General features: G+C 69.6%; 14 protein-coding genes. 6 read left to right on the top strand and 8 right to left on the bottom strand.

The window, feature by feature from the left end; genetic code table 11:
- Positions 1-43 precede the first annotated feature (43 nt).
- Together OG718_RS41975 and OG718_RS41970 are read right to left on the bottom strand one after the other, a co-directional pair.
- Positions 44-946, bottom strand: coding sequence for a tRNA (adenine-N1)-methyltransferase (locus OG718_RS41975; RefSeq protein ID WP_143635648.1), 903 nt, complete (start codon positions 944-946; stop codon positions 44-46).
- A 133-nt stretch (positions 947-1079) separates the two neighbouring features.
- The gene (locus OG718_RS41970) at positions 1080-2780 is read right to left on the bottom strand and encodes a site-2 protease family protein (protein ID WP_443055244.1); all 1701 of its coding nucleotides are present in this window, start codon (positions 2778-2780) and stop codon (positions 1080-1082) included.
- A 145-nt stretch (positions 2781-2925) separates the two neighbouring features.
- Between OG718_RS41970 and OG718_RS41965 the strand changes: the two genes are divergently transcribed.
- Together OG718_RS41965 and OG718_RS41960 are read left to right on the top strand one after the other, a co-directional pair.
- Positions 2926-3945, top strand: coding sequence for a RecB family exonuclease (locus tag OG718_RS41965; RefSeq protein WP_328846648.1), 1020 nt, complete (start codon positions 2926-2928; stop codon positions 3943-3945).
- 74 nt (positions 3946-4019) lie between these two features.
- Positions 4020-4691, top strand: coding sequence for a response regulator (locus tag OG718_RS41960; RefSeq protein ID WP_055613352.1), 672 nt, complete (start codon positions 4020-4022; stop codon positions 4689-4691).
- Positions 4692-4775: 84 nt separating this feature from the next.
- Here the strand turns inward: OG718_RS41960 and OG718_RS41955 are convergent, their stop codons facing one another.
- From OG718_RS41955 to metH, 4 genes are all read right to left on the bottom strand, one after another.
- The gene (locus tag OG718_RS41955) at positions 4776-6359 is read right to left on the bottom strand and encodes an ABC transporter substrate-binding protein (protein ID WP_328846647.1); all 1584 of its coding nucleotides are present in this window, start codon (positions 6357-6359) and stop codon (positions 4776-4778) included.
- Positions 6360-6455: 96 nt separating this feature from the next.
- Positions 6456-8060 carry an ABC transporter substrate-binding protein gene (locus tag OG718_RS41950; RefSeq protein ID WP_143635654.1) on the bottom strand — a complete coding sequence of 535 codons (1605 nt, stop codon included), beginning with the start codon at positions 8058-8060 and terminating at the stop codon, positions 6456-6458.
- Positions 8061-8490: 430 nt separating this feature from the next.
- Positions 8491-9192, bottom strand: coding sequence for an HAD family hydrolase (locus OG718_RS41945; RefSeq protein ID WP_306940901.1), 702 nt, complete (start codon positions 9190-9192; stop codon positions 8491-8493).
- Positions 9193-9465: 273 nt separating this feature from the next.
- A complete protein-coding gene (gene metH / locus OG718_RS41940; RefSeq protein ID WP_143635660.1) occupies positions 9466-12993 on the bottom strand; it encodes a methionine synthase in 3528 nt (1175 codons plus the stop codon).
- 329 nt (positions 12994-13322) lie between these two features.
- Here metH and OG718_RS41935 point away from each other — a divergent pair, with 329 nt between their 5' ends.
- The 4 genes from OG718_RS41935 (at position 13323) to OG718_RS41920 (ending at position 18542) form a co-directional block, all read left to right on the top strand.
- Positions 13323-14087, top strand: coding sequence for an IclR family transcriptional regulator (locus OG718_RS41935; protein ID WP_055613347.1), 765 nt, complete (start codon positions 13323-13325; stop codon positions 14085-14087).
- Positions 14088-14437: 350 nt separating this feature from the next.
- Positions 14438-15226, top strand: coding sequence for an MIP/aquaporin family protein (locus OG718_RS41930; protein WP_143635662.1), 789 nt, complete (start codon positions 14438-14440; stop codon positions 15224-15226).
- Positions 15227-15341: 115 nt separating this feature from the next.
- Positions 15342-16910 (top strand): glycerol kinase GlpK, encoded by a 1569-nt coding sequence (gene glpK, locus OG718_RS41925; RefSeq protein ID WP_143635664.1) that lies wholly within the window; start codon positions 15342-15344, stop codon positions 16908-16910.
- Positions 16911-16916: 6 nt separating this feature from the next.
- The gene (locus OG718_RS41920) at positions 16917-18542 is read left to right on the top strand and encodes a glycerol-3-phosphate dehydrogenase/oxidase (RefSeq protein WP_143635666.1); all 1626 of its coding nucleotides are present in this window, start codon (positions 16917-16919) and stop codon (positions 18540-18542) included.
- Positions 18543-18621: 79 nt separating this feature from the next.
- Here OG718_RS41920 and mtnK read toward each other — a convergent pair whose 3' ends face one another.
- Both mtnK and OG718_RS41910 read right to left on the bottom strand, forming a co-directional pair.
- Entirely contained in the window at positions 18622-19785 is a 1164-nt protein-coding gene (gene mtnK / locus OG718_RS41915; protein ID WP_143635668.1) for an S-methyl-5-thioribose kinase, read from the bottom strand.
- A gap of 11 nt (positions 19786-19796) precedes the next feature.
- Positions 19797-20843 (bottom strand): ABC transporter permease, encoded by a 1047-nt coding sequence (locus OG718_RS41910; RefSeq protein ID WP_143635669.1) that lies wholly within the window; start codon positions 20841-20843, stop codon positions 19797-19799.
- Positions 20844-20879: the final 36 nt, after the last annotated feature.

Here is a 20879-nt window from a genome sequence, read left to right as displayed (position 1 = left end):
TGTACGCGGCACAGGGCCGCCTCGGCGGCCGGCCCTCCGTCGGTCAGCGGCCGGCGCCTCCGTCGGCGTTCGGACCGGTGTAATCCTCGCCGTACGCGCCCTTGGAGGGACGGCGGCGGCGCATCGGCGGCTCGACGCCGTCCGCGAGGCGGCGGGCGGTGAGCAGGAAGCCGGTGTGGCCGATCATCCGGTGGTCGGGGCGGACGGCCAGGCCCTCGACGTGCCAGTTGCGGATCATCGACTCCCAGGCGCTCGGCTCGTTGAAGCAGCCGATCTCACGGATGGACTCGACGGTCCGGGCGAGCTGGGTGGTGGTCGCCACGTAGCAGCAGACGATGCCGCCGGGGACGAGCGCCTTGGAGACGGCCTCCAGGCACTCCCACGGGGCGAGCATGTCGAGGACGACGCGGTCGACCTCGGTGTCGCTGAGGTTGTCCTGGAGGTCACCGACGGTGAGCTGCCAGGCGGGGTGCGGGCCGCCGAAGTAGCGCTCCACGTTCTGCTGGGCGATCTCGGCGAAGTCCTCGCGGCGCTCGTAGGAGTGCAGCATGCCCTCGTCGCCGATGGCGCGCAGCAGGAAACTGCTGAGCGAGCCGGAGCCCACGCCCGCTTCCACGACGCGTGCGCCGGGGAAGATGTCGGCGAAGGCCAGGATCTGCCCCGCGTCCTTGGGGTAGACCACGGCGGCGCCGCGGGGCATGGACAGGACGTAGTCGGGGAGCAGGGGGCGCAGTGCCAGATAGGCGACGTTCCCCGTGGTGCGGACAACGCTGCCCTCGGGAGCGCCGATCAGCTCGTCGTGCGGGAAGGAACCCTTGTGGGTGTGGAAGTTCTTCCCCGCTTCGAGCGTGAACGTGTAGTGGCGGCCCTTGGGGTCGGTCAGCTGAACCTGGTCCCCGACCTTGAAGGGCCCGCGTCGGCGGGCGGCACCGGTCGGTTCGGACATGTGAACAGCCTACCGGTCCCTGCCGGGCGCTCTGACCGCTCGGGGTGCGTGGGGAATCTGCGGGTGCCTCGTGGCTGGGCGCGCAGTTCCCCGCGCCCCTGACGGGGCGCCGCCGTACACACGGGCGCCGTACTCAGTTCGGGCGGGCCATCGCCTTCACGAACGCCTTCTCCACGTCCGCCGCCGAGAGGACTCCGTAGATCTCGCCGGAGTCCTCCACCACCAGGTACTCGGTCGCGGGGGCCGCGCGCAGGGCGTCCAGGAGGTCCTCTCCGGCCAGTTCGGCGGAGACCCGCATGCCGTCCGTCAGGTCCTGGGCGAGGCCGCTGACGGCGACCCAGGGGCGGCGGTGTTCCGGTACGCCGACGATGGCGGCCTCGCGGACCAGGGAGAGGGGTTCGCCGTCGGGGTCGACCACCACCAGGGCTCGGGCGCCCGCGTCGTTGGCCCGGCGCAGCGCCTCGGAGAGCGGGGTGTTGGTCTCCACGGGCACCGCGCGGCGGGTGAGGGCCCGGGCCCTCAGCTCGGGCAGGTGTTCGCGCAGGCGGGCCATGCGCAGGCTGTTCCCGGCGCCGGTCCAGATGATCGCGGCCAGGATCGCGGCGAGCAGGGCGTCCATGACGGTGTCCATGCCGCCGATGTCCTCGGCGTCGGCGCCGAGCGCCCCTGACTGGGTGAGCAGGGGCAGTCCGATGAGTACGGAGATCGCGAGCGCGCGGCCGACCCAGGCGGCGGCGATCGTGCCGCTCATCGGCTTGCCGGTGATCTTCCAGACGACTGCCCTGAGCATCCGGCCGCCGTCGAGGGGCAGGCCGGGGAGCAGGTTGAAGGCGGCGACGATCAGGTTCGAGATCATCAGGCCGGCCAGCAGGACGCCCGGGACCGTGCCCGGCTCGACGGCCTGCAGGGCGAGGTAGAAGAGGCCTCCGAGGATCAGCGAGAGCAGGGGGCCGACGAAGGCGAGGACGAACTCGCGGCCGGGGGTCTCGGACTCCTTCTCGATCTCCGAGACACCGCCGAAGAACTGCAGCTGGATCCGGCGCACCGGCAGTCCGAAGCGCAGGGCGGCGACCGTGTGGGCCAGCTCGTGGACGAGTACGGAGGCGTAGAAGGCGACCGCGAAGAAGAGCGAGACGAGGTAGCGGGCCATGCCGAGTTCGGGGAGAACGCGGTCGAGCTGGCCGCCGAAGACCCAGGTGATGAGTGCGGCGACGAGGAACCAGCTGGGCGCCACGTACACGGGGACGCCGAAGGGGCGTCCCATGAGCAGGCCGCCGCCCGGTTCCTTGCCGCGCCGGGAGGACGAGCCCCGCTTCCGCCCGGACTTGGGCTTGGTGGGCGGGGTGTGTGCCTCGGTGCGGTGGACGTCGTGGGGCTGCCCGGGCGTGGGGCCGTCGGAGCGGGGGTCCGGGGCGGGCGGTGGGGTGGGCTCCTTCTTTCGCAGGTCGGCCGTCGGCGCGTCCGCCCGCGCTTCTTTCTCTGCGGCCGTTCCAGCGGCTCCAGCGGCTCCAGCGGCTCCAGCGGCTCCAGCGGCTCCAGCGGCTCCAGCGGCCTGGTCGTCCGCCGAGTCCTCCGGGGTTCCCTGGCTCTGGTCCTGGTGCCCCGCTGCCGCTGCCGTGTCCGTCTCTGCCTCGGGCTCGGGGTTCGCCGGGGCGTCGGCGTCGTGCGGTTCCTCGTCGGAGTGCGGCCGGGCCGTCGGGGTGGCCGGATCACCGGGGCGCGGCCGACCCGTACGGCGCTCGTCCGCCTCGTCCGTGCCGGATCGCGGCTGCCCGCTCCCGCCGCTCTCGTCCACGATGTCCCCTCGTTCGACGCGTCTCCCGCTCGCGATCATGCACGGCGAGAGGTCCTGTGGTCGATGGTATGCGGCCGTCGTGTCGCGTTCGGCCCCGGCACCCCCTCTGTTTCCCACGTCGTGGCGTGCGCGCGCAGGTCACCGTGTGTCGCGCTGTCAGTGGCGGGCCGTAAGGTCTGTCGTCATGGAAACCAGCACCGACGGCGTGACTCAGGCGGGCCCGCAACCCGAGCCGACGGGCACCTCGGCCGAGCCCGCGGACGTGCCGGTCCAAGCCCCGTCCGCCCCCGCGTCCGACCCGGTCGTGATCGCGGAGCCCGCTCGCGTCACCGTCGCCGTGCCGCCGGCCTCGTTGTCGCCCTCGCGGGCCGGGGACTTCATGCAGTGTCCGTTGCTGTACCGCTTCCGGGTGATCGACAAGCTGCCCGAGAAGCCGAGTGAGGCGGCCACCCGGGGCACGCTGGTGCACGCGGTGCTGGAGCGGCTCTTCGACGCGCCGGCCACCGAGCGGACCGCGCCGCGCGCGAAGTCGCTGATCCCCGGTCAGTGGGACCGGCTGCGCGAGGCGAAACCGGAGCTTGCCGAGTTGTTCGCGGACGCCGACGAGAAGGCGGCGGGCGAGCGGCTGACCCGTTGGCTGACCGAGGCTGAGCAGCTGGTGGAGCGCTGGTTCACCCTGGAGGACCCGACCCGTCTCGAACCGGCCGAGCGCGAGCTGTTCGTGGAGGCCCAGCTGGACTCGGGCCTGAAGCTGCGCGGCATCATCGACCGCGTCGACGTGGCCCCGTCCGGTGAGGTGCGGATCGTCGACTACAAGACGGGCAAGGCCCCGCGCCCGGCGTACGCGGAGGGCGCCCTGTTCCAGATGAAGTTCTACGCCCTCGTGGTCTGGCGGCTGAAGCAGGTCGTTCCGCGCCGCCTCCAGCTGGTCTATCTGGGCAGTGGTGACGTCGTGACGTACGACCCGGTCCCCGCCGACCTGGAGCGCGTCGAGCGGAAGCTGCACGCGTTGTGGGAGGCGATCCGGCTGGCCACCGAGACCGGTGACTGGCGGCCGCGCCCCACCAAGCTCTGCGGCTGGTGCGACCACCAGTCCGTGTGTCCGGAGTTCGGCGGCACTCCCCCGCCGTATCCGCTGCCGGTGCGCCGGGCGGAACCGGCCCCGGCCGAAGGCCAGGGGGACACCCCCGGGCCGACGCAGTAGCTCCCTGTGAGGGCGCCCGAGTCCGGCGGTGCCGAGCAGGGCAGAATGGGGCCGGACTAACGAAGGAGACTTACGTGGCCATCCGCGTCCTATTGGTCGACGACCAGCCGCTGCTGCGTACCGGCTTCCGGATGATCCTGGAGGCCGAGCAGGACATCGCGGTCGTCGGCGAGGCCGGTGACGGTCTCCAGGCACTGGATCAGGTACGGGCCCTGCAGCCCGATGTGGTTCTGATGGACATCCGTATGCCGCGGATGGACGGGGTCGAGGCGACCCGTCAGATCACCGGTCCCGGCCGGGACGGTCCGGCGAAGGTGCTGGTCCTGACGACCTTCGACCTCGACGAGTACGTGGTGGAGGCACTGCGCGCCGGCGCCAGCGGCTTCCTCCTGAAGGACGCCCCCGCCAACGAACTGGTGCAGGCGATCCGGGTGGTGGCCTCCGGTGAGGCCATGCTCGCGCCCAGCATCACCCGTCGGCTCCTCGACAAGTACGCGAGCCATCTGCCCTCGGGCGACGAGCCGGTGCCGGACACCCTGCACACGCTCACCGAGCGCGAGGTCGAGGTGCTGAAGCTGGTGGCCCGCGGTCTGTCGAACGCGGAGATCGCCGCCGATCTGTTCGTCAGCGAGACGACGGTCAAGACGCACGTGGGCCACGTCCTCACCAAGCTGGGGCTGCGGGACCGCGTACAGGCCGCGGTGTACGCGTACGAGAGCGGGCTGGTGCGCCCCGGCGCGCAGTGAGCGCCCCCGCCGCGCACCTCTGACACGCGAAACGGCCGCCCCCTTTTCGAAGGGGGCGGCCGTTTCGCGTGTGCGCGGACGGGCTCAGTCCTTGCTGATCTCCCAGAAGCGGAACACCGTCGAGGCATCGAGGCAGTTCTCCAGGCCGTACACGCTGTCGCGGACGACCGCGTACTGCTTGGCCTGCCAGACCGGGATGATCGGGACCTGGTCGGCGACGATGTCCTGGAGCTCGCCGTACTGCGGCTCGGTCGAGGCGCGGTCGCTCTGGGCGGCGGTCTCGGGGATGAGCCGCCCGGTGACCGTGCTGTTCGTGTAGTTGTTGCCCAGCACGTTGCCCTCGCCGAAGAACGGGGCCGTGAAGTTGTCCGGGTCCGGGTAGTCCGGCACCCAGCCCTTCACGTACACGCCGTACTTGCCCGCCTCGATGTCCTTCTCGTACTTGTCGTACGCGACGGACTTCACGGTCGCGTCGAACAGGCCGCTCGCGTTGAGCTGCTTGGCGATCGCCTTGAACTCCTGGTCGGTGGACGGCCCGTAGCGGGTCGGCGTCGACCAGAGGGTCAGCTTCACCTTGTCGGTGATGCCGTCCTCGAGCAGCGCGGACTCGGCCTTGGCGCGCGAGGGGCGGGCGCCGTAGGTGTCGAAGAAGGCCGTGTTGTGGCCCGTGATACCGGCCGGGATGATCGAGTACAGCGGGGTCGCCGTGTTCTCGTAGACCTCTTTGATGAGGGCGTCGCGGTCGAGCAGACTGGCGATGGCCTTGCGGACGCCGGCCTTGCCCGTCACCGGGTCCTTCATGTTGAAGACCAGGTGCTGCACCTCGGCGCTGGAGCCCTCGACGACGTCGATCTCCTGGCTGCCGGTGGTGTCCGCCTCGATCTCCGCGATGTCCTCGGCGGCGAGGCCTCGGTAGGCGACGTCGACCCTGCCGTCGAGGATGGCCTTCTTCAGGCCGGACTGGTCGCCGTGGAACAGCTTGAGGGTCACGCCGTTGTTCTGCGTCTCGGCGTTGCCCTTGTAGTTCTCGTTGACCGTGAAGACGGCCTCGTCCTTGCCGAACGACTCCAGCTTGTACGGGCCCGAGCCGACGGCCTTGCCGTCCTCGCGCAGCCCGTCCGCCGAGTACTCCCGGCGGTTGACGATCGAACCGGCACCGGAGGCGATCTTGCTCGGGAAGGTGGCGTCGGAGACCTTGAGCCTGAAGACGACTGTCTTGTCGTTCGGCGCCTCCACCTTGTCCAGCATGGGGAACATGATCGCGGGCCCGGCGTCGTCGTCGATCTTCATCATGCGGTCGAAGGAGAACTTGACGTCCTGCGAGGTGAGGTCGTCACCGTTGCTGAACTTCAGTCCGTCGCGCAGGGTGCACCGGTAGACCTTGGCCTGCGTGTCCGTGAACCCGCACTCTCTGGCGGCCTCCGGCTCCGGCTCGGTGCCGCCCTTGGGGAAGCTGAGCAGGGACTGGAAGACGTTGTTGAAGAGGAGCCAGGAGCCGGGGTCGTAGCCGGAGGCGGGGTCCGTGGCCAGGACGTCGTCCGTCATCCCCATGACGACGTCGGAGTCACTGCCCCCGGAGCCCCCCGACTCCGAGCCGCATCCCGTCAGCAGGCCTGCGGACAGTCCCGCCATGACGGGCAGGACCGGCCACTTGGTGCGCATGTTCACGAGCGTGTGCCTTGTCGTTGGTCTGTCTCTGGTCCGGTCGGGCGCCGTCGCTTCCGGCTCAGCCGCCCGGTCCGGTCGGGCGCCGTCGCCTCGGGCTCAGCCGCCGACTCCGCGGCCGAGCTCCCACAGCTGAAGCGTCGCGGAGGAGTTGAGCGCGTACTCGGCGCCGGTGATGTCGTCCTGCGTGGCGATGTACTGCTTGCCCTGCCACAGCGGCAGAACCGGGACGTCGTCGGCGACGATGCTCTGGATCTCCTCGATGCTCTTCGAGGCGCTGAGCCGGTCGGCCTCGCGGCGGGACTCGGGGATCAGCTTGGTGCGGATCTCCGGGTTCGCGTAGGGCGAGCCGATCGTGTTGTCCTTGTCGAGGAACGGCGCGAGGTAGTTGTCGGCGTCGGGGAAGTCCGGGAACCAGCCCATGCCGTAGACCTCGTAGTCGCCCTTCTGCTCGTTCGGGCGGAATGTCGACCAGTTCTCGCCCTTGATGCTCACCTTGAACAGGCCACTGTCGTTCAGCTGCTTCTGCAGCAGCTCGAACTCGTCCTTGGTGGCCGGTCCGTAGTGGTCGTCCGTGTAGTGCAGCGTCAGCTTCACCGGCGTGGTGATGTTCGCCGCGGCCAGCAGGTCCTTGGCCTTGGGGATGCTCGGGTCGCCGTACTTGTTGAAGAACGAGTTGGCGTGACCCGTGACGGTGGCCGGGACCATGGAGTACAGCGGGTCGGCGCCGGAGCCGTACACCTGCGAGGTGAGCTCGCCGCGGTTGATGACCTGGGCCATCGCCTGACGGACCGCCTTCGTCTTCACCGACGGGTCGTTGGTGTTGAAGCCGAGGTAGCGGATCTCCAGACCGGGCTGCTCGATCAGGTCGACGTCGGTGCCCTTGTCGTTCTGGAGCTTCTTGATCTGCGCGGGCGACATGGTGCGGGTCATCATGTCGATGTCGCCCTTGTCGAGCGCGGTGCCCATGGAGTCGGCGCTCTCGAAGGAGCGCAGCTCGACCTTGTCGTTCTTCAGCTCCGAAGTCCCCTGGTAGTTGGGGTTCTTGGTGAAGACGGCCTTGACGATCACGTCGTCCTTGACCTCGGCCTTGAGCGTGTACGCGCCGGAGCCACTGACGTCGAAGCCGTCCCGCAGCTTGTTCTTGTCGTAGTCGTCGGGGTTGACGATGCCCGCGACGGGCGTGGACAGCTTGAACGGGAAGGTGGCGTCCGCGCTGTTGAGGTGGAAGATCACCTCGCGGTCACCCTTGGTCTCGACGGTGTCGATGGTGGACAGCAGGGCGAAGACACCGCTGTCCGCCTTGATCTGCAGGGCCCGGTCGATGGAGAACTTCACGTCCTCGGCGGTGATCGGCTCGCCGTTGGAGAACTTCAGGTCCTTGCGCAGGGTGCAGGCGTACCGCTCGTTGCCCGAGTCGGTGAAGCCGCACTCCTCGGCGGCCTCCGGAGCCGGGTCGCCGCCGCCGTTGGGCATGACCATCAGTGTCTGGACGGTCTGGCGGAGGATGTTCCAGGTGCCGACGTCGTACGCGGAGGCCGGGTCGAGCGGCGCCGGGTCCTCCTTCGAGGCGGTGAACCGGTCGGTGGTGCCGACGACGATGGCGTCGCCGCTGTTGTCCCCGCTGTCGGAACCGCCGCACGCGGCGAGGACCGGGGCGAGCAGACCGATCACGGCCGGCAGCACCAAAGTCTTACGGTTCATGCTCGAAGTTCTCCAGAGCTGTCGTCCCGCTAACCCGGCAGGCCGGGGTGTGGCGGTGGGGTCACGGGGGTTACGGCGATGTCTCGATGAGATTAGTCCGCACCAGCAGGACCGTTCGCAGGTACCGGAGTTGAGCTCCCATCACGCTGCGAAACCGGGTGTGGACGCACCGAAAACCCGACAGCGGAAGGATTGGTGCAGCGTTCCATGAATCAGGACACAAGGACGCGCCGAACCGCCTCGAAAGGGCTTCCGAAACACAGCCGAGGCAGCTTGTCGACGCCCCACGGAGTGTCGAACGTCACATCGTCAACTATGTGAGGAAGCGCTCGAATTCGGCCACCCGGGACACGCGGAAGAGGATCGAATTACTCCGGTGTCATGACCACGTAGTTTTTCCGGCATTCAATCATTCACCCTGGGTGAAGGATTAGCGCTTTTCCGTCATCAGACCTCGTAGAAAAGACAGGTCAACCTGTTCGAGGGACGGAACGACAGTGCGTCGGACCGCCGGAGCGATGGGTGCCACGGACGGTACGGCGACGACGTGGCAGCCCGCCGCCTCGGCCGCGGCGACGCCTGTCGCCGTGTCCTCGATGACCGCGCATCTGGCTGGATCCGCGCCCAGGCCGGCGGCCGCCAGCAGATACGGGTCGGGGAACGGCTTGGTGCGCTCGACCTCGTCGCCCGCGATCGTCAGGGCGAAGTTCTGGGGGCCCAGCGAGGTCACGACGCGGTCGATGATGCGCCGGTGCGAGGCGGAGACCAGGGCCGTGGGGATACTGTGCGCGGCCAGCTCGGCGAGGAGCCGCGCGGCGCCCGGCATCAGCGGCAGGGCGCGGCCGATACGGTCCTCGAACCTGTCGTTCAGCAGCACGGTGAGCTCGGCGAGGGTGACGTCCGCTCCGGTGGCCTCGATGAGGAAGCCCGCGCTGCGGGTCATGGGGCCGCCGACCACCACGTGGCGCCAGGAGTCGTCGAGGGCGTGGCCGAGACGGGCGAAGACCTCGACCTCGGCGTCCCACCAGAAGCCCTCGGTGTCGACCAGGGTGCCGTCCATGTCCAGGAGTACGGCCTGGAGGGCGGAGCCCTCGGCCGTCTGGGTACCTAGTGCGGGGACCGTACTGGTCATAGGCGCACCTCCGTGTAGGGACGAGAAGGCCGGTTCCCTCCCGGGGAACCGGCCTGCGCTGGACCGACCAGTGTACGTCGCCGTCGAAGGAAGTGCCTCCTGTGACGGGTTGCAGCGGTGTCCCTGCGGGGGGCTGGAGGTGTTTGGCCGGGTGCGGGCCCGCCGTGGTTGCTCGCGCCCACGCGGCGGAGCCGCAAAATGTCACAGCCCCGCGCCCCTCAAAAGGCGCCCCCCGTTGAAGGGGCGCCCCCATTAGGCGCGGGGAACCCGCCCTCAGCGGGCGTTGAAGTACTTCGCCTCCGGGTGGTGGATCACGATCGCGTCCGTGGACTGTTCCGGGTGGAGCTGGAACTCCTCGGAGAGGTGGACGCCGATCCGCTCGGGCTCCAGGAGCTCGGCGATCTTGGCGCGGTCCTCCAGGTCCGGGCAGGCGCCGTAGCCGAGGGAGAAGCGGGCGCCGCGGTACTTGAGCGCGAACATGTCCTCGACGTCGGCCGGGTCCTCGCCCGCGAAGCCGAGTTCGGAACGCACGCGCGCGTGCCAGTACTCGGCGAGGGCCTCGGCCAACTGCACGGACAGACCGTGCAGTTCGAGGTAGTCGCGGTAGGAGTTCGCCTCGAAGAGCTTGGCCGTCTCCTCGCCGATCCGGGAGCCGACGGTGACGACCTGGAGGCCGACGACGTCCGTCTCGCCGGACTCCTCCGGGCGGAAGAAGTCGGCCAGGCACAGCCGGCGGCCACGGCGCTGGCGCGGGAAGGTGAAGCGGGTGCGCTCGTTGCCCTGCTCGTCCAGGAGGATCAGGTCGTCGTCCTTGGACACGCACGGGAAGTAGCCGTAGACGACGGCCGCCTCCAGCAGGTTCCCGGTCTGCAGCTGGTCCAGGAGCCCGCGCAGCCGCGGCCGGCCCTCGGTCTCCACCAGCTCCTCGTACGTCGGCCCGTCGCCCGTACGCGCCTGCTTGAGGCCCCACTGGCCCTTGAACAGCGCGCCCTCGTCGAGCCAGGAGGCGTACTCCTTGAGCTGGATGCCCTTGATGACGCGGGTGCCCCGGAACGGCGGCTCGGGAATGGGGTTGTCGATGGACACGTCGGAGCGGACCGAGCCCTCCTCGGGGCGCTCCTCGACGACCGTCTGGGCGGTGGCCCTGACCCGGCGCTGCTTCAGCTCGGGCAGGCTCGCGCCGGGCACGCCGCGCTTGACCGCGATCAGCGCGTCCATCAGGCGCAGGCCCTCGAACGCGTCACGGGCGTAGCGGACTTCGCCCTCGTAGATCTCGTGCAGGTCCTGCTCGACGTACGCCCGGGTGAGGGCCGCGCCGCCGAGGATCACGGGGTAGTCGGCGGCCATCTTGCGCTGGTTGAGCTCCTCCAGGTTCTCCTTCATGATCACCGTGGACTTGACCAGCAGCCCCGACATGCCGATGACGTCGGCGCGGTGCTCCTCGGCGGCCTCCAGGATCGCGGAGACGGGCTGCTTGATGCCGAGGTTGACGACGGTGTAGCCGTTGTTGGACAGGATGATGTCGACGAGGTTCTTGCCGATGTCGTGGACGTCGCCGCGGACGGTGGCCAGCACGATGGTGCCCTTGCCCTCGTCGTCGGTCTTCTCCATGTGCGGCTCCAGTTGGGCCACGGCGGTCTTCATGACTTCGGCCGACTGGAGCACGAACGGCAGCTGCATCTGGCCGGAACCGAACAGCTCACCGACGACCTTCATGCCGTCGAGGAGCGTCTCGTTGACGATGTCGAGGGCCGGGCGGGTCTGGAGCGCCTCGTCGAGGTCGGCTTCCAGCCCGTTCTTCTCGCCGTCGATGATGCGCCGCTTGAGCCGCTCGTCCAGGGGCAGCGCGGCCAGTTCCTCGGCCCGGCCGGCCTTCAGGGACTTGGTGGTGGCGCCCTCGAACAGCGCCATCAGCTTCTGCAGCGGGTCGTAGCCCTCCGCGCGCCGGTCGTAGATCAGGTCGAGGGCCGTGTTGACCTGCTCGTCGTCGAAGCGGGCGATCGGCAGGATCTTCGACGCGTGGACGATCGCGGAGTCGAGGCCCGCCTTGACGCACTCGTCGAGGAAGACCGAGTTGAGCAGGACACGCGCGGCCGGGTTGAGACCGAAGGAGATGTTCGACAGACCGAGGGTCGTCTGTACGTCCGGGTGACGCCGCTTCAGTTCGCGGATCGCCCCGATCGTGGCGATGCCGTCCTTCCGCGACTCCTCCTGGCCCGTGCAGATGGTGAAGGTCAGGGTGTCGATGAGGATGTCCGACTCGTGGATGCCCCAGTTCTCCGTCAGGTCCTCGATCAGCCGCTCGGCGATGGCGACCTTGTGCTCGACGGTGCGGGCCTGGCCCTCCTCGTCGATGGTCAGCGCGATCAGCGCCGCGCCGTGCTCCTGGGCGAGCGTGGTGACCTTCGCGAAGCGGGACTCCGGGCCGTCGCCGTCCTCGTAGTTGACGGAGTTGATGACCGCACGGCCGCCGAGCTTCTCCAGGCCGGCCCGGATGACGGGGACCTCGGTGGAGTCGAGCACGATCGGCAGGGTGGAGGCGGTGGCGAAGCGGCCGGCCAGCTCCTCCATGTCGGCGACGCCGTCGCGGCCCACGTAGTCGACGCACAGGTCGAGCATGTGCGCGCCCTCGCGGATCTGGTCGCGGGCCATCTCCACACAGTCGTCCCAGCGGCCTTCCAGCATGGCCTCGCGGAACTTCTTCGAGCCGTTGGCGTTCGTCCGCTCGCCGATCGCCATGTACGCGGTGTCCTGGCGGAACGGCACGGTCTGGTAGAGCGAGGCGGCGCCGGGCTCGGGGCGCGGGTCGCGCACGGCCGGGGTCAGGTCCCGTACCCGCTCGACGACCTGGCGCAGGTGCTCCGGGGTCGTGCCGCAGCAGCCGCCGATCAGGGAGAGGCCGTACTCGCGTACGAAGGTCTCCTGGGCGTCGGCCAGCTCGGGGGCCGTCAGCGGGTAGTGGGCGCCGTTCTTGCCGAGGACGGGGAGGCCCGCGTTCGGCATGCAGGACAGCGGGATGCGGGAGTGGCGGGCCAGATAGCGCAGGTGCTCGCTCATCTCGGCGGGCCCGGTGGCGCAGTTCAGGCCGATCATGTCGATGCCGAGCGGCTCCAGCGCGGTGAGCGCGGCGCCGATCTCCGAGCCGAGCAGCATGGTGCCGGTGGTCTCGACGGTCACCGAGACGATCAGCGGCAGGTCGACGCCGAGGGTGTCCAGGGCCTTGCGGGCGCCGATGACCGACGCCTTGGTCTGCAGCAGGTCCTGGGTGGTCTCCACGAGCAGCGCGTCGGCGCCGCCGGCGATCATGCCCTCCGCGTTCCGCTGGTAGGCGTCGCGCAGCAGGGTGTACGGGGCGTGGCCGAGGGTCGGCAGCTTGGTGCCGGGGCCCATGGAGCCGAGCACCCAGCGCTGCTGCCCGGTCGAGGCGGTGAACTCGTCGGCGACCTCGCGGGCGATGCGGGCACCCGACTCGGAGAGCTCGAAGACGCGCTCGGCGATGTCGTACTCGGCGAGGGCCGCGTGGTTGGCGCCGAAGGTGTTGGTCTCGACGCAGTCGACGCCCACGGCGAAGTATTCCTCGTGGACGGAACGGACGATGTCCGGCCGCGTGAGGTTCAGGATCTCGTTGCAGCCTTCGAGATTCTCGAAGTCCTCCATCGTCGGGTCCTGTGCCTGCAGCATCGTGCCCATCGCACCGTCGGCCACCACCACGCGGGTGGCGAGTGCCTCGCGGAGGGCGTCGGTTCGGGTCCTGCTGTAGGCGGAGGAGGACGAGAGGGACGGGTTTGGCGACGAGGCCATGGAAGATGCTCCCTGAAGTGCGACGGCTGTCGGCTTTGCGCTTCTCATGGAAGGCGCACGCCGCAAGGGTAGCCCGCGACGGGGCGCCGGGTCAGGGGAGTCCACGGGGCGGACGGGCGACACGTGCGCGAACCGCGGTGGGGATTGCGTGACCTGAGGTGGGGACGCGCCCTGCGGCACCGGGGGTGTTGCGGCCGCAACACATCACTGCAACTCATCCCGCCCACCCATTAGCGGGACGTCGACGACGACCGGTAGTGTTCGACATTGCCGAACGGTGGCAGTGAAGCGCCGACCGACGGTCCAAGGGGACGGAGGGCAGGACGGCGATGGCACGGAACATCCAGTCGCTCGAACGGGCGGCCGCGATGCTGCGGCTGCTCGCGGGCGGCGAGCGACGGCTCGGCCTGTCGGACATCGCCTCGTCGCTCGGCCTGGCCAAGGGTACGGCCCACGGCATCCTGCGCACGCTGCAGCAGGAGGGCTTCGTCGAGCAGGACGCGGCGTCCGGGCGCTACCAGCTGGGCGCCGAGCTGCTGCGCCTGGGCACCACGTATCTCGACGTGCACGAGCTGCGGGCGCGCGCCCTGGTGTGGACGGACGACCTGGCCCGGTCGAGCGGCGAGAGCGTCTATCTGGGGGTCCTGCACCAGCAGGGCGTACTGATCGTGCACCACGTGTTCCGGCCCGACGACAGCCGGCAGGTGCTGGAGGTCGGGGCCATGCAGCCGCTGCACTCCACGGCGCTGGGCAAGGTCCTGTCGGCCTACGACCCGGTGGCGCACAGCGAGGTCCTGGAGGCCGAGCGCAAGGAGTTCACGGTCCGCACGATAAGCGCGGCGGACGCGTTCGAGACCGTCCTCGACCTCACACGCGCGCGCGGGTACGCGGCCGACGTGGAGGAGACCTGGACGGGCGTGGCCTCGGTGGCCGCGCCCATTCACAACCAGCGGCGGATGCCGGTCGGCGCGGTGGGCGTCACGGGGGCGGTGGAGCGCGTCTGCAAGGACGGCGAGCTGCGCCCCGAGCTGATCGCGGCGGTCCGCGACTGCGCCCGCGCGGTGTCCCGGGATCTGGGTGCCGGGCGGTTCTGAGGTTCGCGGGCTCTTCGGACGGAAACAAGGCCGGTACGTCGACGACGTACCGGCCTTTCGACATCCCCCGCGGCCACGGAACGTGCCAGCTCGCACGCGGTGCGCGGCCGTTCCAAGATCGATGTTTCACAGCAATGAATAACGATCGCGTTTTCGACAACGGAAGCCTTGACGGGGTGGTAACGGGAGAGCGAGACTCGCGTCCATCGGTCGGCATTGTCGAACACCTACCGGCAATAAGCGTTAGAGTGTGACAACGCCAAGGGCCGCAACGACCTCACCTGAGGTCGCGAACCACCGGAGGGACCCGGGGTTCGGCTTCCCCTGGACGAAGGACAAAGGAGTCGCGGGTGTCCAGCTCCGACATCTTCATCGGCGAGACCATCGGTACCGCCATACTCATCCTGCTCGGCGGCGGTGTCTGTGCCGCCGTCACGCTGAAGGCCTCCAAGGCACGCAACGCCGGGTGGCTCGCCATCACCTTCGGGTGGGGGTTCGCGGTACTGACCGCCGTGTACACCTCGGCGCCTCTCTCCGGTGCCCATCTGAACCCGGCCGTGACCCTCGCGATCGCCATCAAGGACGACGCCTGGAGCAACGTCCTGACCTACTGGTCGGGCCAGCTCCTCGGCGCCATGATCGGCGCGGCGCTGGTGTGGGTCGCGTACTACGGGCAGTTCCACGCGCACCTCACCGACCGCGAGATCGTGGGCGGTCCCGGTGCGCAGGACACCAAGTCCGTGGAGGCCCGGGAGGCCAAGGCCGGCCCGGTGCTCGGCATCTTCTCCACCGGCCCGGAGGTCCGGGTCGCGTGGCAGAACCTCGCCACGGAGATCATCGGCACGGTCGTGCTGGTGCTCGCGATCCTCACGCAGGGGCTCAACGACAGCGGCAAGGGTCTCGGCACCCTGGGCGCGCTGATCACCGCCCTCGTGGTCGTCAGCATCGGTCTCTCCCTCGGTGGTCCGACGGGGTACGCCATCAACCCGGCCCGTGACCTCGGCCCGCGTATCGTGCACGCCCTGCTTCCCCTGCCCAACAAGGGCGGGTCCGACTGGAGCTACGCCTGGATCCCGGTCGCGGGTCCGCTGATCGGCGGAGCGATCGCCGCAGGCCTCTACAACGTCGCTTTTGCTTAGAGCCGTACGTCCGCTCGGGGTCGACGTCCGTCCGGTACGGGACGGACGTCGACCCGGAGCCGAGAGCAATACGCCGTAAGCCAGCCCCTTATCCACGGACTTTCAGGAGCACACCGTGACCGACGCGCACACCGCCGCCACGCATTCCCACGGCGCAGGGCCCTTCATCGCCGCCATCGACCAGGGCACCACCTCGTCCCGCTGCATCGTCTTCGACCGCGACGGACGCATCGTCTCCGTCGACCAGAAGGAGCACGAGCAGATCTTCCCGAAGCCGGGCTGGGTCGAGCACAACGCCACCGAGATCTGGACCAACGTCGAGGAGGTCGTCGCCTCGGCCATCGAGAAGGCCGGCATCACCCGCGACGACATCAAGGCCATCGGCATCACCAACCAGCGCGAGACGACGCTGCTGTGGGACAAGAACACCGGTGAGCCCGTCCACAACGCGCTCGTCTGGCAGGACACCCGCACCGACGCCCTCTGCAAGGAGCTCGGCCGCAACGTCGGCCAGGACCGCTTCCGCCGCGAGACGGGTCTGCCGCTCGCCTCGTACTTCGCCGGTCCGAAGGCCCGCTGGCTGCTCGACAACGTCGAGGGCCTGCGCGAGCGCGCCGAGGCCGGCGACATCCTCTTCGGCACCATGGACAGCTGGGTCATCTGGAACCTGACGGGCGGTGTGAACGGCGGCCGGCACGTCACCGACGTCACCAACGCCTCCCGCACCATGCTGATGAACCTGCACACCATGCAGTGGGACCCGAAGATCGCCGAGTCCATCGGTGTCCCGCTGGCGATGCTGCCCGAGATCCGCTCCTCCGCCGAGGTCTACGGCGAGATCACCGGCGGCAAGCTGGGCGACCTGCTCGGCGGCATCCCGGTCGCCTCGGCGCTCGGCGACCAGCAGGCGGCCCTCTTCGGCCAGACCTGTTTCGCCGAGGGCGAGGCCAAGTCCACGTACGGCACCGGAACGTTCATGCTGATGAACACCGGTGACAAGCTCATCAACTCCTACAGCGGGCTGCTGACCACCGTCGGGTACCAGATCGGCGACCAGAAGCCGGTCTACGCCCTCGAGGGTTCCATCGCCGTCACCGGCTCGCTCGTCCAGTGGATGCGCGACCAGATGGGCCTGATCAAGTCCGCCGCCGAGATCGAGACGCTCGCGCTGTCGGTCGAGGACAACGGCGGCGCGTACTTCGTGCCGGCCTTCTCCGGTCTGTTCGCCCCGTACTGGCGCCCCGACGCCCGCGGTGTGATCGCCGGTCTGACCCGGTACGTCACCAAGGCGCACATCGCGCGCGCCGTCCTGGAGGCCACGGCCTGGCAGACCCGTGAGATCAGCGACGCCATGACGAAGGACTCCGGCGTCGAGCTCACGGCCCTCAAGGTCGACGGCGGCATGACCTCCAACAACCTGCTGATGCAGACCCTGGCCGACGTCTTGGACGCCCCCGTGGTGCGCCCGATGGTCGCCGAGACCACCTGCCTCGGCGCCGCCTACGCCGCCGGTCTGGCCGTCGGCTTCTGGACCAACACCGAGGACCTGCGCGCCAACTGGCGCAGGGCCGCCGAGTGGACCCCGAACATGGCCGCGGAGACCCGCGACCGTGAGTACAAGAGCTGGCTCAAGGCCGTCGAGCGGACCATGGGCTGGCTCGAAGACGACGCTGACGAGGAGTAATTCGCAATGACCACCCTGCAGAGTGTCCCGGCTCTTGGGACGCACCCGGCCAACGGCTCCGCCGCCTACGGTTTCAAGGCAGTGAGCCGTGCCGAGACCCGGGAGCAGCTGTCCAAGGCGACATATGACCTCCTGGTGATCGGTGGCGGGATTCTGGGCATCTCCACCGCCTGGCATGCCGCACAGTCGGGCCTGCGGGTGGCCCTGGTCGACGCCGGCGACTTCGCCGGCGCGACCTCCTCCGCCTCCTCCAAGCTGCTCCACGGCGGTCTGCGCTATCTGCAGACCGGCGCGGTGAAGCTGGTGGCGGAGAACCACTTCGAGCGCCGTGCGGTCTCCCGTCAGGTGGCCCCCCACCTGGCGAATCCGCTCACGTTCTACCTCCCCGTGTACAAGGGCGGGCCGCACGGCGCGGCGAAGCTGGGCGCGGGTGTCTTCGCGTACTCGGCCCTGTCGGCCTTCGGTGACGGCGTGGGACATCTGCTCTCGCCGTCGAAGGCCGCGCAGGACGTGCCCGAGCTGCGTACGGACAACCTCAAGGCCGTGGCCGTGTACGGCGACGACCAGATGAACGACTCCCGGATGGCGCTGATGACGGTCCGCGGGGCCGTCGAGTCCGGCGCCACCGTGCTCAACCACGCAGAGGTCACGGGCCTGCGCTTCACCCGGGGCCGGGTGACCGGCGCGGAGCTCAGGGACCGGCTCTCCGGCGACGAGTTCGGCGTGTCGGCCCGCCTCGTGCTGAACGCGACCGGGCCGTGGGTCGACCACCTGCGGAAGATGGAGGACGAGAACGCGGCGCCGTCCATCCGCCTGTCGAAGGGCGCGCATCTGGTGCTCAAGCGCACCTCCCCCTGGAAGGCCGCGCTGGCCACGCCGATCGACAAGTACCGCATCACCTTCGCCCTCCCCTGGGAGGACATGCTGCTGCTCGGCACGACCGACGAGGCGTACGAGGGCGACCCGGCGGACGTCTCGGTCAACGAGAAGGACATATCCCAGATCCTCGACGAGGCCGCGTTCTCCATCCGCGACCAGCAGTTGTCCCGTGACCTGATCACGTACTCCTTCGCGGGTCTGCGGGTGCTGCCGGGCGGTCCCGGCGACACGTCGAAGGCCAAGCGGGAGACGGTCGTCACCGAGGGCCGGGGCGGCATGCTGTCCGTCGCGGGCGGCAAGTGGACGACCTTCCGGCACATAGGCCGTACGGTCATGAAGCAGCTGGAGTCGCTGCCGGGCCGTCCGCTCGGCGAGGACTTCGAGCCGATCTCCGAGCTGCCGAAGAAGCTGCCGCTGCCGGGTGTCGCCAACCCGCGTGCGGTCGCGCACCGGCTCCTGGTCGACGGTCCGGCGCCCGGCCCGCGCATGGGCGCAGACACCGCCAGGCACCTCTCCACGCACTACGGCTCGCTGGCCTTCGACATCGCGCGCCTCGCCAACGACAACCCGGAACTGGCCGAGCGTGTCCACCCGGACGCCCCCGAGATCTGGGCGCAGGTCGTGTACGCGCGTGACAACGAGTGGGCCGAGACCGCGGACGACGTACTGCGCCGCCGTACGACGCTGACGATCCGCGGCCTCGCGACGGACGAGGTACGGAGCAAGGTGCAGGGCCTGCTCGACGAGAAGTAGCCGCACGGCCACCGCACGTCCGAAGGGCGGCTCCCACGGGGGGTGCCGCCCTTCGGCATGTCCGTCTCGGCCCCGCCGGTCAGCGGGCCAGCGCCTCGATGTCCTCGGTACGGGTCAACTCGGCCCTCCGCACGATGAGTTCGCGCCCGAGCAGCAGCGCACGGCGTGAGGCCGGCACGGGGTCGGGCAGGGTCGTCAGGTCGGTGAGGTGGGCGAAACCGATGACGCGGCGGACAATCTCGGTGCCGGCGAAGCCCGCCGAGTCGCTCCGGACCCGGCCCAGGAAGCGGTCGAGGTACGCGTCGTCGAAGAAGGTGTCGACCCGGGTCGGCCAGAGGCGGCGGAACTCCGTCTCGAACCCCTCCCAGGTGAGCCGGAGTTGGGCCGCGTGGTCGGTGACCGTGCCTAGAGCCTGCGCCCGTGCCTGGGAGACGAGAACGTTCGCCCAGTACAGGCCGAGGTCGTAGCCGATCGGGCCGACGAAGGAGAACTCGGGGTCGAAGACCCGTACGACGGGGGCGTCTTCGCGTTCGCCGACCATGACGCTGCCGGTGTGCAGGTCGCCGTGGAGCAGTGCCTGGGCGGAGGTCATGAAGGTGTGCCTGAGGTCGGCGACCTCGGTGCGCAGGCGGGTGTCGGCGCGGAACTCGGCGGCCAGGTCGTCGAGTCCGGGGTGCCAGTGGTTGTGCTCGTGCTCGACGTACGGCTCGGAGAGGACGACGTCCTCGGTGATCCGGCACAGCTCTGGGCTGACGGAGGCCGCGATCAGGGCCTTGCGTTCGGCCGACGGCATGCCGAAGTCGCTGGTGGCGAAGGCGAGTTGGGCGATGAACTCACCGATGCGGCGGGAGGTGTCCGGGCCGTAGGAGCCGCCCTCGTTGAGGACCGTGCGCAGGACCTGGAGGTCGGACATGTCCTCCATGACGAGGGCGTAGTTGTCGGCGTCGTAGCCGTGGACCGCCGGGATCTTGTCCGGGGCGACCCTGGCGACCTGCTCGTAGGCGCGGGCCTCGGCGTCGGCGCGCTCCGGGCTCATCGGCCAGGAGGGGCCCGCGACCCGCACCCAGGGCAGGGCCTGCTTGACCGCGAGGCCGCGGGTGCCGGCTCCGTTCGAGGCGAGGAACACGCGGTTCATGTTGCCGTCGGAGACCTCACGGACGCTGATGTCGTCCGTGTCGTCCCAGTGGCCGCGCTCGCGCAGGTACGCGGGCACGTCCTCGGTCTCCAGAATGCGGTAGCCCATCGTGAACTCCCTTATGCGGTGCGGCGCTTGGACAGGGTGAAGCTGAAGACCAGGGCGAGGATGAGGACCGCGCCCTCGACGACGTCCTGCGTGTAGTAGGGCAGGCCCTTGATGGTCAGACCGGTGGTGATGATGCCGATCAGGACGGCGCCCAGGGCCGTTCCCCACACGTTGGGCCGGCCGCGGCCGAGGACGGAGGTGCCGACCAGGGCGACCGCCACCGCCTCGAGCAGCTGGGACGTACCGGCCGAGACGTCGCCCTGGCCGATGCGGGACGCCAGGATCAGCCCGCCGATCGACGCGAGGACGCCGGACAGGACGTACGCCAGGGCCCGGTACGCGCCGACGCGGATGCCGGCCAGCCGGGAGGCCTCGGGGTTGGCGCCGATCGCGTAGAGGACGCGGCCCCAGCGGGTGCGGGCGAGGAACACCCAGGCGACGACCGTGAGCGCGCCGAAGATCAGCACCGAGACGGGGACGCCGAGGACCGTGCCGCGGTCGATGCGCAGGAAGCCCTCGGTGAACCTGCCGGGCGCTGTGGTGCCGTCGGACTGGGTCATGCCCGGGGTGATCGACTGGCCGTCGACCAGGATGAGTTTGGTGCCCTGGATCACGAACATGGTGCCGAGCGTGGCCAGCATGTCGGGGATCTTCAGGACGACGATCAGCAGGGCGTTGAGCAGTCCGGCCAGCGCGCCCGCCGCGACGACGGCGAGGATCGCGACCACGCCGACCTGGTTGTACGTGACCATCGTCTTGGCGGCGACCGTCACGCCGAGCCCGGCCACCGCGCCGACGGACATGTCCATTCCGCCGACGGCCATGGTGAGGGTGACGCCGAGTCCGAGGATCGCGGCGACCGAGACGTACCGGAGGGTGTCGAGGAGTGTCGCCGAGTCACGGAAGGACGGCTCGCTCAGCGCGAAGTACGTGAAGAGCGTGACGGTGACGAAGATGAAACCGTACTTGATGACGGCGCTCTGGACGCGCAGGCCGGTGGAGGTCGCGGGTGGGACCGCCGCCTTGGTCGGCACCTCGGTGCTCTGGGTGGTCGTCATGGCGTGCTTCCTGGTGTGGCGTGCTGAGTGGCCGGC

This window comes from Streptomyces sp. NBC_00258 (genome assembly GCF_036182465.1).
Taxonomy (GTDB): domain Bacteria; phylum Actinomycetota; class Actinomycetes; order Streptomycetales; family Streptomycetaceae; genus Streptomyces.
Note: the sequence above shows the minus strand (reverse complement) of the source record. Positions and strands in the feature narration are given on the sequence as shown.